The following is a 14,420-nucleotide window of genomic DNA, read 5'->3' on the forward strand; positions in this document are numbered from 1 at the left end:
ACCGGGGCGTGCGGCGGGCCGGCTCAGCGCGCGTCGAGGCGGTCCAGCCGCACGTCGACGAGCCACCCGGTGACGAGCAGCGGCACGGTCACGCCGGCGAGCGGCACGAGCACCGGCACCGCGGCGCAGGTGAGCACCCACACGGTGACGGCGGCGAGCACGCCGAGCGACGTGCCCGGGCCGATCGCGGGCGCGAGCACGAGGAACCGCCACGTGCGGGCGGGGGAGTCGGTGTAGCGCCGCGTGACCGGTGCGACGTGGGCGAGCACGACGACGGCCCACGCGCCGGCGAGCGCGAGCCCGACGCCGGCGGCGGCCCGCGCCGGCCCGGTGAGCACGCCGAGCGCGACGGCGTCGAGCCACAGCAGCACCGCGACGGCCCACAGCGGCGCCCCGAGGACGTTGCACCGCCGCCACCCGCCGCGCCACGTCGCCCAGAAGTCGCGCCACAGGTGCTCCGACGGCGCGCCGGCGGCGACGCGTGCGAGCAGCGTCCCGGCGGCGTGCAGCGACGGCACGAGGCCGAGGACGACGCCGCCCGCGAGCGTGCCGAGCGCGAGCAGCAGCTGGGCCGCGACCACGTGCGCGAGCGCGCGCAGGACGGTCATGACGCGCGCGGCCCAGCCGACGGCCTCGTCGCCCGTCGTCCGCGCGGGCGGGCTGACGTGCGTCACGCCGCCCCGCCGTGCGTGTGGGAGCCGGCGCCGTCGTCGCCCACGCGCGTGCCGGTGGTGACCCGCCCGCGGTCGTCGACCGCGACCAGGACGAGGGTCGCCTGCCCCCGCACGGCGTCCCAGCCGGGCAGGACCACCGCCGACGCCTGCGCGCCGTCGGGCCACCGCCACGCGAACCGGCCGTCGCCCAGCGGGCGCACGTCGTGCGCGTCGAGCGTGCGCAGGCGCCCGCGCTCGACGCCGCGCGGGTCGCTGCCGGGCTCGAGCGTCTCCCACGTGCCCGTGAGCGCGGCGGGCTCGGCGGGCCAGCGGCGCTCGTCGTCGTCCTCGCGCGCGGGCCCCGCCCACGGCTGCGGGCTGACGAGCGGCCAGCCGTCGTGCGTCCACACGAGGCGGCGGACCTGCACGCGGTGCCGCTCGGGGGCGTCGTCGTCACGCACGTGGTGCACGAGCAGCTGGCGACCCGGGGCGTCGGCCGTCGCGGGCTCGGTGAGCACGGACGCGTGCCCGGGGGCGCGCAGGCCCGGCCCGCCGGCGAGGCGGTGGCCGGCGAGGACGACCGTGCCGGCGTCCGGGGCGGTGTCCCGCAGGTCGCGGCCGAGGCGGTCGCGGTACGGCCCGGTGACGGTGTCGGCGACGGCCGCGCGCACGTGGTAGCTCGAGAAGAGCGAGTCCCACGACGCGAGCAGCGCCCAGCCGCCGCCGGGGCGCGGCAGCACGTACGCGCCCTCGACCGCGCCCTCGACGTCGGCCGCCCGCCGCGCGAGGAGCACGCCGGGCCCCGCGCTGGGCTCGCCCGGTGCCGGCGCGTCGAGCGCGAGGCCGGTCGCGGGGTCGAGCTCGAGCGCGTGCAGGCCCCCGAAGAACGAGCCGTACACGAGCCAGTGCCGGTCGCCGTCCACGGCCAGCGCCGCGTCGATGGCGTTGGGCGGTCCGTCGCCGTGCGGCGAGCCGGCGGCGTCGGCGGGCACGGCGTCGCTCGTCACGACGAGCCCGCGGTCCTCCCACGGACCGGCGGGGTGCGCCGCGACGGCGAGCCCGATGGCCGACCGGCGCGAGCCGAACGTCGACGCCGACCAGTACATCCGCCACCCGTCGCCGACGCGCACGACCTCGGGCGCCCACAGGCCGGGCGCGCCGGCCCACGCCGCGGCGGCGGCGGGCACGCCCGGCAGCGCCCAGCCGTGGAACTCCCAGTCGACGAGGTCGGTGGAGCGGCGCACCTGGACGCCGCCGCGCACGGGGCCGACGGCCGACGCGTCGGTCGAGAACAGCCAGTAGGTGCCGTCGTCGTCACGCACCGCGGTGGGGTCGTGGGCGTGGTCGCCGCCCCACGCGCTCGTGTCGGGGGTCAGGTCGACGCCCGGCTCCAGGGTGGTCACGCGTCAGCCCTTCGTGCCGGTCAGGGCGACGGACGCGATGATCTGCCGCTGGAACACCAGGAAGACCACGAGGATCGGCAGCAGCGCGACGAAGGACGCGGCCATGATCAACGGGTAGTCGCGCTGCGTGGCGTACTCGACGTTGAGGTTCGCGATGACGACCTGCAGCGTCTGCTTGCCCGGGGAGTTCAGGTACAGGATCGGCGCGAGGTAGTCGTTCCACACCGTCATGAACCAGAGGATGAACTGCGCCGCGATGGCGGGTCGGATCATCGGCACGATCATCCGCCCGAAGATCGTCAGGTACGACGCGCCGTCGATCTTCGCCGCCTCGATGAGCGAGTCCGGGACCGACTCGAGGTACTGGCGGATGAAGAAGATCATGATGATGTTGCCGAACAGCAGCGGCACGATCAGCGGCAGCAGGGTGTCGACCCAGTGCAGCCGGGAGAACATGACGAACTGCGGGATCATGATCGTCGGGTAGGGGATCATCAGGCCCGACAGCAGGCCCAGGAAGATCGCGTTCTTGGCCGGCAGCCGCATCTTCGCGAGCGCCAACGCCGCGAGCGCCGACGTCACCGACCCGACGACGGTGACCGTGCCGGCCACGATGATCGAGTTCTTGAAGCCCGACAGGATCGGCGCCTCGGTCCACATGCGCACGAACGTGTCCCACTGCGGGGCGTCCGGCCAGAGGACCGGCGGCAGCGCGAACACCTCGGGCTTGGTCTTCACCGCCGTGGTGAACATCCAGAGGAGCGGCGCGAGCATGGCGATCGCGAAGACCGACAGCACGACGAGCAGCACCGCGTTGACGACGCGGCTCTCGCGGCCCGCGCCGACGCCGGTCGCGCCCGGCCCGCGGCCGACCGGCGTGCGTCGCGGCAGGGTGGGGATGGTGGTCATGGCAGGCCCCTCAGTCGATGCTGAAGCTGTTGCGCCGGTTCAGGCGGAACTGGATCAGGGTGATGACGAGGACGAGGACGCCCAGCACGATGGCCATGGCCGTCGCGTACCCCATCTGCTGGTACCGGAAGGCCTGGCGCCAGATGTACCAGACCACGGACGCGGAGCCGAACTCCGGGCCGCCCGTCGGCGTCATGATGTTGATCTCGGTGAACAGCTGCGCGCCGGCGATGATGTTCGTGACGACGAGGAAGAACGTCACGGGGCGGACCATCGGCAGCGTGATGTGCCGCAGCCGCTGCCACCACCCGGCGCCGTCGAGCGCGGCCGCCTCGTGCAGCGAGGCGGGCACCGACTGGATCGCCGCGAGGTACAGCAGCATCGAGTAGCCGAGGCCCTTCCAGACCATCATGAGGATGATCGCGGGCTTCACGGTCGCGGTGTCCTGCAGCCAGTTCGGGCCGTCGACGCCGAACCACGCGAGCACCTGGTTCACGAGGCCGAAGTCGCCGTTGTAGGCGAACTGCCAGACGATGGCGATCGCCGCGAGCGAGGAGATCACCGGCACGTAGTAGATCGTCCGGAAGGCCGTGCGCCCGGCGATGCGCCGGTTCAGCGCGATGGCGAGCAGCAGGGCCAGGGCCAGGCCGATCGGGATGCCGATCATGTAGAAGAACGTGTTGAACAGCGACTGGCGGAAGTACTCGTCGCCGACCAGCCGCGTGTAGTTGTCGAGCCCGACGAACCGCATCGGGCCGAGCCCGTTCCAGCTCGTGAGCGACGCGTACCCCGCGAACAGCACCGGGTAGAGCGTGAACAGCAGGAACCCGACCACGGGCGGGGCGACGAACGCCATGGCCCACCGGTGCTCGGTGCGGTGCAGCTGCCGGCGCTGCCGGGCGGTGCGCATCGGCGGGGTGGTGCCCGTCCGGAACGCGCCGGGTGCGGCGGGCGGGGCCTCGGGGGCCGCGGATCGCGACATCGGGGGTCCTCTCGTGCGAAGGCCGGTCGTGCGAGGGCCGGCCCGGCCGCCGGGGGAGCGGCCGGGCCGGGGCGGGTCAGCTGCCGGCGAACGCCTGCTCGGCGTTGGCGTTCGACTCGTCGAGCAGCGCCTGCATGCGCGGCTGCACCTCGGCGAGGTAGTCGGCCGCCGTCTGCTCGCCGTCGAGGACCGGCTGGATGTTGGTCCACAGCTCGTCGTACCAGGCGGCGCCGTACGTGTACGCGGCCGGCATCGCGCGGCCGTAGTCCTGCACGATGTCGAGGAACTCCTTGCGGTTGGCCGGCTCCGCGTCGGGGGCGGCCGCCCACTCCTCGGCGACGTCGACCAGGTTCGGCACCTGGATGTTCGCGTCGACGAGCGTCTGCTGCGCCTCGGCGTCCGCGGACAGGTAGGTCACGAGCTGCACCGCATCGTCGGGCATGTCGGTCGTGCCCGAGACACCGATGCCGAGGGAGCCGATCCACGTGCCCGAGCCGCCGTCGCCGAGCGTCGGCCACGGGATGAGGTCGTAGTCGAACTCGAGCTCGTTGTAGACGCTGACGTCCCACGGGCCGACGGGGAAGAAGCCGATCTCCCCGGCCATCCAGCGCTGGTACGTGTCGAGCGTGGCGGCGTCCGCCGCGGACGGGGTGACGCCGTCGACCGTCGTCAGGTCGGCGAACTCCTGGAGCGCCTCCGCGAACTCGGGGGTGTCGACGGTGACCTCGGTGCGGTCCTCGTTGACGAAGTCGCCGCCGTTGCTCCACACCACGGACTGCAGGTTCCACTGGACGTTCGGCCCGGTGCCCCACTGGTCGACGGCGCCGTCGCCGTCGGTGTCGGTCGTCAGCTGCTGGCAGATCGCGACGTACTCCTCCCACGTGAGGGGGACGTCCGGGTCGGGCAGCGGGATGCCCGCGGCCTCGAACATCGTCTTGTTGTAGCCGAACGCGAACGGGCCGACGTCCTTGGGCAGCCCGTAGAGGCGACCCTCCGGCGTGCCCTGGAGCTCGCCGTCGAACCGGTAGGAGTCGACGCCGTACTCCCAGATGTTGTCGAGGTCGACCCCGAGCTCGTCGACCTGGTCGGTGATGTCCATGAGGACGCCCGAGGCGACGTACGACTGGAGGTTGGCCTGCTCGATGTAGAACACGTCGGGCACGTTGTTGCCCGCGACGGCGGCCTGGAGCTTCGTCGCGTACTGGTCGGCGTCGGTGACGATGACCTCGACCTCGACGCCGGTGTCCTCGGTGAACTTGTCGATGGCCGCCTGGTAGGCGGCCTTCTCGTCCGGTCCGCCGCGGAACATGAACGTCAGCGCACCGCTGTCGCCGCCGCTGCCGCCGTCGCCGCTGCACGCGGTGAGCGAGAGCGCCCCGACGAGCGCGGTGCACGCCATGCCGACGGCCAGCCTGCTCTTCTTCATCTGCCTGCCTCCCTGTCGTGGGTCGGTCAGGTCACGCCGGTCGGGGCGGCTCCCGGCGTGTGCCGGGGAGGCGACGCACCTGCGCGTCGGCCGTCCGCTCCTGCTGGTCGTCGTTGACCTCTCCGATGCTGACAACGTCGTCCTACAACGTTGATCTACAACGTTGCACAAGGTGGCACGGGCGCGCCCGCCGGGTCAAGCCACGATCGGGTAACGCCCCGTGACGACGCACGGAGCGGTCGGCGGGTCCGTCGTTGACGCGCCCGGCGCCTCTCGTGCATGGTGGCCCTACAACGTTGTAGACAGCGCCGCCGGCCACCCACGTGCCGCGAGCCACGCGAGGAGCACCCGACGATGACGTCCGCCCTCACCCCGCCGATGGGGTGGAACAGCTGGGACTGCTACGGCACCACCGTGACCGAGGCGGAGGTCCTGGCGAACGCCCGGTTCCTGGCCGAGCACCTGCTGCCGCACGGCTGGGACACGGTGGTGGTCGACATCGACTGGTCCGACCCCGACGCCCGGCCCCACGGCTACACGCAGGACGCGGCGCTCGTGCTCGACGCGCACGGCTACCCGCAGCCGGCCCCCGGCCGGTTCCCCTCGGCGGCCGGCGGCGCGGGCTTCACCGCCCTCGCTGCCCGGGTCCACGCGCTCGGGCTGCGGTTCGGCGTCCACGTGCTGCGCGGCATCCCGCGGCGCGCCGTCGCGGCGGCGCTGCCCGTCCCCGGCGACGGCGGCTGGACGGCGGCCGACGTCGCCGACCCCACGTCCACGTGCCCGTGGAACGGGCACATGGTCGGCCTCGACCACGCCCACCCCGGTGCGCAGGCGTGGCTCGACGGCCTCGTCGCGCAGCTCGCGTCGTGGGGCGTCGACTACGTCAAGGTCGACGACGTGCTGGCGCCGTTCCACGCCGACGCGGTGCGGGCGTGGGGGACCGCGATCGCGCGCAGCGGCCGCGAGATGGTGTTGTCGCTGTCCCCGGGCACGCGCCTGTCGACCGAGCACCTGCCGGTGCTGCGCGAGCACGCGCAGCTGTGGCGCGTCTGCGACGACCTGTGGGACCGCTGGGAGGACGTGCACGCGAACTTCGCCCGGCTCGCGCGGTGGGCGCCGCACCAGCGCCCCGGCGGCTGGGCCGACGCCGACATGCTGCCGCTCGGCCGCATCGGCATCCGCGCCGAGCGCGGCGAGGACCGGCAGAGCCGGCTCACCCCCGACGAGCAGCGCACCCTGCTCACCCTGTGGGTCATGGCGCGCTCGCCGCTCATGATGGGCGGCGACCTACCGACCAGCGACCCCGCGACGGTCGCGCTGCTCACGACGCCCGCCGTCGGGCACGTCCTGCGCACCGGCGTCGACGGGCGCGAGCTGCTGCGCGAGCCCGCCGCCACGGACCTCGGCGCGGGCCGCACCGACGCCGGCGAGGTCGTCGTCTGGGCCGCGCGCGCCGGCGACGGCACGCGCACCCGATACGTCGCCGTGTTCTGGACCGGCACGAACCCGCGCACCGAGCACCTCGCGCTGTCGTCGCTGCTCGGCGACGCCGACGCCCGTGCCGGTCGCTGGGCCGTGCGCGACCTGTGGTCCGGCACCGCCCTGCCGGACCCCGTCCCCACGGGCTGGGAGCCCGAGGGGCGCCTCGACCTCGAGGTGCCCGCGCACGGCGTGCGCTGGCTCGCCCTCGACCCCACCGACCACCCCGCCCCGGCCGCCCCGGGCCCGCACCACCGACAGGAGCCGTCATGATCCCCGTCCGTCTCACGCTCGACCCCGCGTTCCGGGTCGGGCCCGTCCGCCGGCGCACGTTCGGCTCGTTCGTCGAGCACCTCGGGCGCTGCGTCTACACCGGCATCCACGACCCCGGGCACCCCACCGCCGACCAGGACGGCTTCCGCAAGGACGTCCTCGAGCTCACGCGTGAGCTCGGCGTCTCCACCGTGCGCTACCCGGGCGGCAACTTCGTCTCCGGCTACCGGTGGGAGGACGGCGTCGGCCCCGTCGAGCAGCGTCCGCGCCGCCTCGACCTCGCGTGGCACTCGACGGAGCCCAACACGGTCGGCACGGACGAGTTCATGCGCTGGGCCGCGCTCGCCGAGGTCGAGCCGATGATGGCCGTCAACCTCGGCACGCGCGGCGTGCAGGAGGCCGTCGACCTGCTCGAGTACTGCAACGTGCCCGGCGGCACCGCGCTGTCCGACCTGCGGCGCGCGAACGGCGCGGCCGACCCGTACCGCGTGCGCATGTGGTGCCTCGGCAACGAGATGGACGGGCCGTGGCAGACCGGGCACAAGACGGCCCTCGAGTACGGCCGCCTCGCCGCCGAGACCGGGCGCGCCATGCGCATGGTGGACCCGGGCATCGAGCTCGTCGCGTGCGGCTCGTCGAGCTCGTCGATGGAGACGTTCGGCGAGTGGGAGCGGGTCGTCCTCACCGAGGCGTACGACCAGGTCGACTACGTCTCGGCGCACGCCTACTACTGGGAGGAGGACGGCGACCTCGGCTCGTTCCTCGCCTCCGCGGTCGACATGGACCACTTCGTCGAGTCCGTGACCGCCACCGCCGACGCCGTCCGCGCCGCGCAGAAGAAGAGCAAGCGCATCCACATCTCGTTCGACGAGTGGAACGTCTGGTACCAGAAGCGCGCCGAGTCGCGCCCGCCGAGCGGCGACGACTGGCCCGTCGCGCCCGTCCTGCTCGAGGACCGCTACGACGTCGCCGACGCCGTCGTCGTGGGCAACCTGCTCATCAGCCTGCTGCGGCACAGCGACCGCGTGCACGCGGCGTCGCTCGCGCAGCTCGTCAACGTCATCGCGCCGATCATGACGGAGCCGGGCGGCCGGGCCTGGAAGCAGACGATCTTCCACCCCTTCGCCGCCGCGTCCCGGTACGCGACGGGCGACGTGCTGCGCGTCGCGATCGACGCGCCGACGTACGAGACGGCCCGCTACGGCGACGCCGCGCTCGTCGACGCCGTGGCCACCCGGGACGAGGAGACGGGCGACGTCGCGCTGTTCGCCGTCAACCGCTCGACCGGCGCGCCGGCCGTCCTCGACGTCGACCTGCGCGCGCTGCCGGGCCTCTCGCTCGTGGAGGCGACGACGCTGGCGAACCCGGACCACCGCTGGTCGGCCACCGCGGACGACGACTCCTCGGTCGCGCCGCGCGCCAACCCGACCGCCGAGGTCGCCGACGGCCGCCTGCGGCTGCGGGTGCCGCCGGTGTCGTGGAACGTCGTGCGGCTCGGCACCCGGGCGTGAGCACGCGCCTCGTCCGCGCCGCCGTCGCCCTCGTGGCGGCGGCGGCGCTGGCGGCGTGCGGCGCCACCGGCCCCTCCGGTCCCGCGGCGACGGACCTGGACCCCACCGGCGACGTGCGCGCGCACGACCCCGCGCTGGTCGTGGGGGAGGGGGACGAGCCCTGGTACGTCTTCTCCACGGGGGACGTGCGGGTCGGCGCCGGCTCGCCGCAGGTGCGCCGGTCCGTCGACGACGGCCGCACGTGGGAGGACGCGGGGACCGTGTGGGACGCCGCGTCCCGGCCGCGCTGGGTGTACGAGCGCGTCCCGGGCGTGCAGAACTTCTGGGCGCCCGAGGTCGTCGAGCACGACGGGACCTGGTACCTCTACTACGCCGCGTCGACGTTCGGCTCGAACCGCTCGCTCATCGGCCTGATGACCAGCCCGACGCTCGACCCGGACGACCCGGCGTACGCCTGGTCCGACCGCGGCGAGGTGATCGCGTCCGAGCCGGGCCGCGACGACTGGAACGCGATCGACCCGAGCGTGCTCACGGTCGACGGCACGCCGTGGATGGCTTTCGGCTCGTTCTGGGGCGGCATCCAGCTGGTCGAGCTGACGTGGCCGGACGGCACGCTCGCGCCCGGGGCCGAACCCGTCACGATCGCGTCCCGGATCGGCGCCGAGAACGCGATCGAGGCGCCGACCCTCGTCGAGCGCGACGGCTGGTTCTACCTCTTCGTCTCGCGCGACTCGTGCTGCCAGGGGTCGGACTCCACGTACAGCACGGCGGTCGGGCGCTCGCGCGACGTCGCCGGCCCGTACGTCGACCGGTCCGGCCGCGCCATGACGCAGGACGGCGGCGAGGTGCTGCTCACCACCCGCGGCGACCGGGTGGGACCGGGCGGCGAGTCGTACTCCCGCGGCTACCTGGCCCACCACTGGTACGACGCCGCCGACGGCGGCGAGATCCGCCTCGGCATCCGCGAGCTCGCGTGGGACGACGCGGGCTGGCCGGTCGCGAGCACCCGCGAGGAGCAGGCGGAGGACGGCGGCTGACCGACGGACCCGCCCCTCGTCGCCCGACCGGCCCGCGCCCGCTGCCTCTCCACCCCTCGACCGCACGTCGAACCGGTCGTCGTGCAGCACCGACTTGCCGGCACGGTGCACGACGACCGGTTCGACGCCGCCGGCGGGGCGTCGGCGGCCGGCGGGCGTCGGCGTCGGTGAGGGTCGGCGTCGGTGCGGGTCAGCGGCCCGTGATCCGGCGGCGCAGCGCCCGCAGGACGACCGCCCCGGCCCACGCGAGGCCTGCGAGGCTCGCCGCGTTCGCGCTGCGGCGCGCGTGCCGGCGCCGGGAGCGGAACTCGCGCACGGGCCAGCCGACCTCCGCGGCGTGCCGCCGCAGGCGCCGGTCGGGGTTGATGGCGCACGGGTTGCCGACCGTAGACAGGATCGCCACGTCGTTCGTCGAGTCGCCGTAGGCGTGGCACGCGGCGAGGTCGTACCCCTCGCGCTCGGCCAGGGCCCGCACGGCGCTGGCCTTCGCCTCGCCGTGCAGGAGGTCGCCGACGAGGCGTCCGGTGTAGAAGCCGTCCTCGTGCTCGGCGATCGTGCCGAGCGCGCCCGAGGTGCCCAGCCGGCGCGCGATGAGCTCGCCGATCTCCACGGGCGTCGCCGTCACCAGCCACACCGCGTGCCCGGCGGCGAGGTGCGCGTCGAGCAGTGCCCGCGTACCGGGGTAGATGCGCAGGCTGAGGACCTCGTCGTAGACGTCCTCCGCGATGGCCGTGACCTCGGCGACGGAGTGGCCGCGCATGATGGACAGCGCGCGCGAGCGGATCTCGTCGATCTGCTCCCGGTCCTCGCCGAACGCCTGGTAGCGCGCCTGCTGGAACGCGAACACGAGGATGTCGCGCTTGCGGAAGAACCCGCGCCGGTACAGCCCCACGGCCAGGTGGAACGCGCTCGCGCCGCGGATGATCGTGTTGTCGACGTCGAAGAACGCGGCGACGCGCGTCCCCTCGGGGACCACCTCCGCGACGGGCGTCTCGACGGTGGCCGCGACCACAGGCCCCGTCCCGGCCACGTCCGGGCCGACCACGGCGCCCTCGCCGGTTCCGTCCGCCGCGTGCACCCGGCCACTGTAACGACGCCCGTGCGCGCGTGGGGTGCGCGCCCGGCCGCGGCGGCGCGGCATGATCGGCGTCGACCCGGACCACCAGGAGAGGCGACGACATGGCGCGGCACCGGATCTTCTCGACGCCGTTCGCGAGCATCTACCCGCACTACGTGACGAAGGTCGAGCGCAAGGGCCGCTCGCGGGCCGAGGTGCACGAGGTGATCGCGTGGCTCACGGGCTACGACGAGGCGGGCCTGGCCCGCGTCCTCGAGTCCGAGGTCGACCTCGAGACGTTCTTCGCCGCGGCCCCGGCGTGGAACCCCGACGCCGCGCTGATCACCGGCGTGATCTGCGGCGTGCGGGTGGAGGAGATCGAGGACCCGCTGATGCAGCGGATCCGGTACCTCGACAAGCTCGTCGACGAGGTCGCCCGCGGCAAGCGCATGTCGTCGGTCCTGCGGGGCGGTGCGGCGACGCGCGCGGGCGACGGCTGACGCCGCGGACGCCTACCGTGGCGGGGTGAGCGGACCGCACGACCAGCCGACCCCCGCCGACGCCCGCGACGCCGTGGGCCCCACCGACGCCACCGCGCCCGACCCGGTCGCCGCTGCCGAGGCGCGCGTCGTGCTCTACGGGCGCGCCGGCTGCCACCTGTGCGACGACGCGCGGGCGGTCGTGCGCCGCGTCAGCGCGGCGACGGGCGCGCCGTGGGCGGAGGTCGACGTCGACGTCCCCCTGCCCGACGGCCGCGTCCTCGCCGACGAGCTCGGCGAGCTGGTGCCGGTCGTCGACGTCGACGGGGTGCGCCGCGGGTACTGGCGCGTCGACGAGGCGCGCCTGCTGCGGGCCCTCGCCGCGGGACCCCGCTAGGCCCTACCGTGGGCCGCGGCGCCCGGGCCGCCCCGCGACGAGGCGGGACGTGCCGGCCGGGAGCCGTGGGGGGCGACGTGGACGCTCGTGGGGGACGCTCGGGCCGCGGTGCGCAGGTGCCGCCGGCGACGGTCGCCCGGCTGCCGGGCTACCTGCGCGCGCTCGAGGTGGTGGCGGCGGAGGGCTGCGTGCTGACGTCGTCCGACGAGCTCGCCGACCGCGTCGGCGTCACGCCCGCGCAGCTGCGCAAGGACCTGTCGTTCCTCGGCTCCTACGGCGTGCGCGGCGTCGGGTACGACGTCGCGCACCTGCGCGAGCAGGTCCGCGTCGTGCTGGGGCTCGCCGACGAGCGGCGCGTCGTGCTGGTCGGCGTCGGCAACCTCGGTCACGCCCTGGCGAACTACGCCGGCATCGCGCAGCGCGGGTTCGCGCTCGTCGCCCTGGTGGACGCCGACCCGCGCGTGGTCGGCACGACGGTCGCCGGGCTGGTCGTGCAGCCGGCCGACCGGCTGGCCGAGGTCGTGGCGTCGACGGGCGCGACCATCGCGGTGCTCACGACGCCGGCGACGGTGGCGCAGGACGTGTGCGACCGGCTCGTGGCGGCGGGGGTGGTCGGCATCCTCACGTTCGCGCCCGCGGCGCTGCGTGTGCCGCCGCACGTCGACGTGCGGGCGGTCGACGTGGCGTCCGAGCTGCAGATCCTCGCGTTCCACGAGGCGCGGCGCGCCGCCACGGGCGGGGCCTGACGCGGCTCGGGGTGGGTCCCCGGCGCCGACCCCGCCACGCACCGCGGGGCGCGACCGGTCCGGTCGCGCCCCGCGGCGGGTGTGCAGCTGCTGCGTCAGCCCTGCTTGATGGCCGAGACGTCGAGGTCGATCTTGACCTTGTCGGCGACGAGCACGCCGCCGGCCTCGAGCGCCGCGTTCCACGTGAGGCCGTAGTCCTTGCGCGAGATGGTCACCGACGCCTCGAACCCGGCGCGCGTGTTGCCGAACGGGTCGACGGCCGAGCCGTTGAAGACGGTCTCGAGCTCGACCTGCTGGGTGACGCCGTGGATGGTCAGGTCGCCGACGACGACCCAGTCCGAGCCGGCCGGCCGGACGGCCGTCGAGGTGAAGGACCACTCGCCGTGCGTCTCGACGTCGAAGAAGTCGCCGCTCTTGAGGTGGCCGTCGCGGTTCGCGTCACCCGTGGTGACGGACGCGGGGTCGAGCGTGACGACGACGGAGGAGGACTCGACGTCCTCGCCGACCGTCAGCGTGCCCGACGTGATCGCCACGGTGCCGCGCACCTTCGAGATGCCGGCGTGGCGGACGGTGAAGGACGCCTCCGAGTGCGAGGCGTCGACGGCCCAGGTGCCGGTGGACAGGCCGGTGGGGAGCGCGGTCATGGGGACCTCCGTGGTTCGTTGAATCATCAAGTACCTGTTGGTTGAGATTTCTACTACACTCGAGCCACCGAAGGCAAGAGGGGAGGACGACGTGACCAGCAGCACCCCGAAGGACCCCCGGCCCGCCGACGAGGTCCGGTGGCTCACCGAGGAGCAGCAGCGGCACTGGCGCGCCTGGCGCGACGGCGCGGCCCTCCTCCTCGACGCCCTCGGCCGCGAGCTCGACGCCACGAGCGGCCTGTCCCTCGCCGAGTACGAGATCCTCGTGCGCCTCTCCGAGGCCGAGGGGCGCACCCTGCGCATGTCCGAGCTCGCGGGCGACCTCGCGCACTCGCGCAGCCGCCTCACGCACACCGTGGCACGGCTGGAGCGCGCCGGCATCGTGCGCCGCGAGCAGGCGCGCTGCGACGCGCGCGGCGTCAACTGCGTCATGACCGACCACGGCTGGGACGTGCTCGTCGCGGCGGCGCCCGGGCACGTCGCGTCGGTGCGCGCGCACCTCGTCGACCGCCTGACCGACGCGCAGCTCGCGGCGCTCGGCGACGCGATGCAGGTGGTCGTCGACCACCTGCGCTCGCCCGACTGCACGCAGGCGCGCGCCGAGGCCGAGGACCCCGCGCCCGCCGCCTGACGGCCACCCGCCGGCGGCGGCGGAGGGTCGCCGGACGTGGCGCACCGCACGCCGCGCGGGGGCGGTGCACCCGGGTTGATTTGCGACACTGGGCACATGGTCGACACGACGGTGCACCTGATGCGGCACGGCGAGGTCCACAACCCCTCCGGCGTGCTCTACGGGCGCCTCCCCGGCTACCGCCTGTCGGAGCGCGGCACCGCGATGGCCGAGCTCGTGGCCCGCACGCTCGCCGGCGACGAGGGCGCCCCGCGTCGCGACGTCGTCACCGTGGTCGCGTCCCCGCTCCAGCGCGCGCAGGAGACGGCCGCCCCGATCGCCGCCGCCTTCGGGCTCGACGTCGTCACCGACGAGCGCGTCATCGAGGCCGAGAACCACTTCCAGGGCAAGACGTTCGGCGTCGGCGACGGCTCGCTGCGCCACCCCGAGCACTGGCCGCACCTGCGCAACCCGTTCCGCCCGTCCTGGGGCGAGGCGTACACCGTGCAGGTCGCGCGCATGACGGCCGCCGTGCAGGCCGCCCGCGACTCGGCCCGCGGCCACGAGGCCGTGGTCGTCAGCCACCAGCTGCCCATCTGGATCACCCGCCTCGCGCTCGAGGGCCGCCGCCTGTGGCACGACCCCCGCCGGCGCCAGTGCGCGCTCGCGTCGCTGACCACGCTGCGCTTCTCCGGCGACCGCCTCGTCGCCGTCGGGTACTCCGAGCCCGCCGCGTCGCTCCTGCCCGGCGCCTCCCCCGTCGCGGGGGCCTGACGTGCGCGCCGACGCGCTCCGCCGCGCCGCGGCCGTCGCC

Annotated in this window: 15 protein-coding genes; 8 read left to right on the forward strand and 7 right to left on the reverse strand. The window is 74.7% G+C overall.

Annotated features, from left to right (window positions below; translation table 11 throughout):
• Nucleotides 1-23: 23 nt before the first annotated feature.
• From AB6N23_RS13010 to AB6N23_RS13030, 5 genes are all read right to left on the reverse strand, one after another.
• The gene (locus tag AB6N23_RS13010; protein ID WP_412866467.1) at nt 24-674 is read right to left on the reverse strand and encodes a YesL family protein; all 651 of its coding nucleotides are present in this window, start codon (nt 672-674) and stop codon (nt 24-26) included.
• Entirely contained in the window at nt 671-2,056 is a 1,386-nt protein-coding gene (locus tag AB6N23_RS13015; protein WP_412866468.1) for an arabinan endo-1,5-alpha-L-arabinosidase, read from the reverse strand. Before AB6N23_RS13015 ends, AB6N23_RS13010 begins: the two co-directional genes overlap by 4 nt.
• 3 nt (nt 2,057-2,059) lie before the next feature.
• A complete protein-coding gene (locus AB6N23_RS13020; protein ID WP_412866469.1) occupies nt 2,060-2,965 on the reverse strand; it encodes a carbohydrate ABC transporter permease in 906 nt (301 codons plus the stop codon).
• A gap of 10 nt (nt 2,966-2,975) precedes the next feature.
• Nucleotides 2,976-3,947: a carbohydrate ABC transporter permease gene (locus tag AB6N23_RS13025; RefSeq protein ID WP_412866470.1), complete on the reverse strand. Its 972-nt coding sequence runs from the start codon at nt 3,945-3,947 to the stop codon at nt 2,976-2,978.
• Nucleotides 3,948-4,023: 76 nt separating this feature from the next.
• A complete protein-coding gene (locus AB6N23_RS13030; RefSeq protein WP_412866471.1) occupies nt 4,024-5,373 on the reverse strand; it encodes an ABC transporter substrate-binding protein in 1,350 nt (449 codons plus the stop codon).
• A 354-nt stretch (nt 5,374-5,727) separates the two neighbouring features.
• Between AB6N23_RS13030 and AB6N23_RS13035 the strand changes: the two genes are divergently transcribed.
• The 3 genes from AB6N23_RS13035 to AB6N23_RS13045 are packed head-to-tail and all read left to right on the forward strand — an operon-like array spanning nt 5,728 to nt 9,673.
• Entirely contained in the window at nt 5,728-7,125 is a 1,398-nt protein-coding gene (locus AB6N23_RS13035) for a glycoside hydrolase family 27 protein (RefSeq protein WP_412866472.1), read from the forward strand.
• Complete coding sequence (gene arfA / locus AB6N23_RS13040; RefSeq protein WP_412866473.1) at nt 7,122-8,636, forward strand: arabinosylfuranosidase ArfA; 1,515 nt, start codon at nt 7,122-7,124, stop codon at nt 8,634-8,636. The genes AB6N23_RS13035 and arfA overlap by 4 nt, the downstream gene beginning before the upstream one ends.
• Nucleotides 8,633-9,673 carry an arabinan endo-1,5-alpha-L-arabinosidase gene (locus AB6N23_RS13045; RefSeq protein WP_412866474.1) on the forward strand — a complete coding sequence of 347 codons (1,041 nt, stop codon included), beginning with the start codon at nt 8,633-8,635 and terminating at the stop codon, nt 9,671-9,673. The genes arfA and AB6N23_RS13045 overlap by 4 nt, the downstream gene beginning before the upstream one ends.
• 190 nt (nt 9,674-9,863) lie before the next feature.
• On the opposite strand, the gene AB6N23_RS13050 is transcribed toward AB6N23_RS13045, so the two are convergent.
• The gene (locus AB6N23_RS13050) at nt 9,864-10,685 is read right to left on the reverse strand and encodes an HAD family hydrolase (protein WP_412866481.1); all 822 of its coding nucleotides are present in this window, start codon (nt 10,683-10,685) and stop codon (nt 9,864-9,866) included.
• A gap of 167 nt (nt 10,686-10,852) precedes the next feature.
• On the opposite strand from AB6N23_RS13050, the gene AB6N23_RS13055 reads away from it, so the two are divergent.
• The 3 genes from AB6N23_RS13055 to AB6N23_RS13065 all read left to right on the forward strand — a co-directional run bounded on the left by AB6N23_RS13055 (nt 10,853) and on the right by AB6N23_RS13065 (nt 12,352).
• Nucleotides 10,853-11,230, forward strand: coding sequence for a DUF2200 domain-containing protein (locus AB6N23_RS13055; protein WP_412866475.1), 378 nt, complete (start codon nt 10,853-10,855; stop codon nt 11,228-11,230).
• A 25-nt stretch (nt 11,231-11,255) separates the two neighbouring features.
• Nucleotides 11,256-11,606 carry a glutaredoxin family protein gene (locus AB6N23_RS13060; protein ID WP_412866476.1) on the forward strand — a complete coding sequence of 117 codons (351 nt, stop codon included), beginning with the start codon at nt 11,256-11,258 and terminating at the stop codon, nt 11,604-11,606.
• A 116-nt stretch (nt 11,607-11,722) separates the two neighbouring features.
• Nucleotides 11,723-12,352, forward strand: a complete 630-nt coding sequence (locus AB6N23_RS13065) for a redox-sensing transcriptional repressor Rex (protein ID WP_412866477.1) — start codon at nt 11,723-11,725, stop codon at nt 12,350-12,352.
• Nucleotides 12,353-12,447: 95 nt separating this feature from the next.
• Here the strand turns inward: AB6N23_RS13065 and AB6N23_RS13070 are convergent, their stop codons facing one another.
• Nucleotides 12,448-12,996, reverse strand: a complete 549-nt coding sequence (locus AB6N23_RS13070; protein WP_412866478.1) for a YceI family protein — start codon at nt 12,994-12,996, stop codon at nt 12,448-12,450.
• Nucleotides 12,997-13,087: 91 nt separating this feature from the next.
• Here AB6N23_RS13070 and AB6N23_RS13075 point away from each other — a divergent pair, with 91 nt between their 5' ends.
• Nucleotides 13,088-13,627: a MarR family winged helix-turn-helix transcriptional regulator gene (locus AB6N23_RS13075; RefSeq protein ID WP_412866479.1), complete on the forward strand. Its 540-nt coding sequence runs from the start codon at nt 13,088-13,090 to the stop codon at nt 13,625-13,627.
• A 96-nt stretch (nt 13,628-13,723) separates the two neighbouring features.
• A complete protein-coding gene (locus AB6N23_RS13080; RefSeq protein WP_412866480.1) occupies nt 13,724-14,380 on the forward strand; it encodes a histidine phosphatase family protein in 657 nt (218 codons plus the stop codon).
• The last annotated feature ends 40 nt before the right edge of the window (nt 14,381-14,420 follow it).

Source organism: Cellulomonas pasadenensis (assembly GCF_047229365.1).
In the GTDB taxonomy this organism is placed as follows: Bacteria; Actinomycetota; Actinomycetes; order Actinomycetales; family Cellulomonadaceae; genus Cellulomonas.

Bases quoted from the DNA above. Each gene is read 5' to 3' on its own strand.
- AB6N23_RS13020 (WP_412866469.1), bottom strand. From the start codon at position 2,965: ATGACCACCATCCCCACCCTGCCGCGACGCACGCCGGTCGGCCGCGGG.
- AB6N23_RS13025 (WP_412866470.1), bottom strand. From the start codon at position 3,947: ATGTCGCGATCCGCGGCCCCCGAGGCCCCGCCCGCCGCACCCGGCGCG.
- AB6N23_RS13030 (WP_412866471.1), bottom strand. From the start codon at position 5,373: ATGAAGAAGAGCAGGCTGGCCGTCGGCATGGCGTGCACCGCGCTCGTC.
- AB6N23_RS13035 (WP_412866472.1), top strand. From the start codon at position 5,728: ATGACGTCCGCCCTCACCCCGCCGATGGGGTGGAACAGCTGGGACTGC.
- arfA (WP_412866473.1), top strand. From the start codon at position 7,122: ATGATCCCCGTCCGTCTCACGCTCGACCCCGCGTTCCGGGTCGGGCCC.
- AB6N23_RS13055 (WP_412866475.1), top strand. From the start codon at position 10,853: ATGGCGCGGCACCGGATCTTCTCGACGCCGTTCGCGAGCATCTACCCG.
- AB6N23_RS13070 (WP_412866478.1), bottom strand. From the start codon at position 12,996: ATGACCGCGCTCCCCACCGGCCTGTCCACCGGCACCTGGGCCGTCGAC.
- AB6N23_RS13080 (WP_412866480.1), top strand. From the start codon at position 13,724: ATGGTCGACACGACGGTGCACCTGATGCGGCACGGCGAGGTCCACAAC.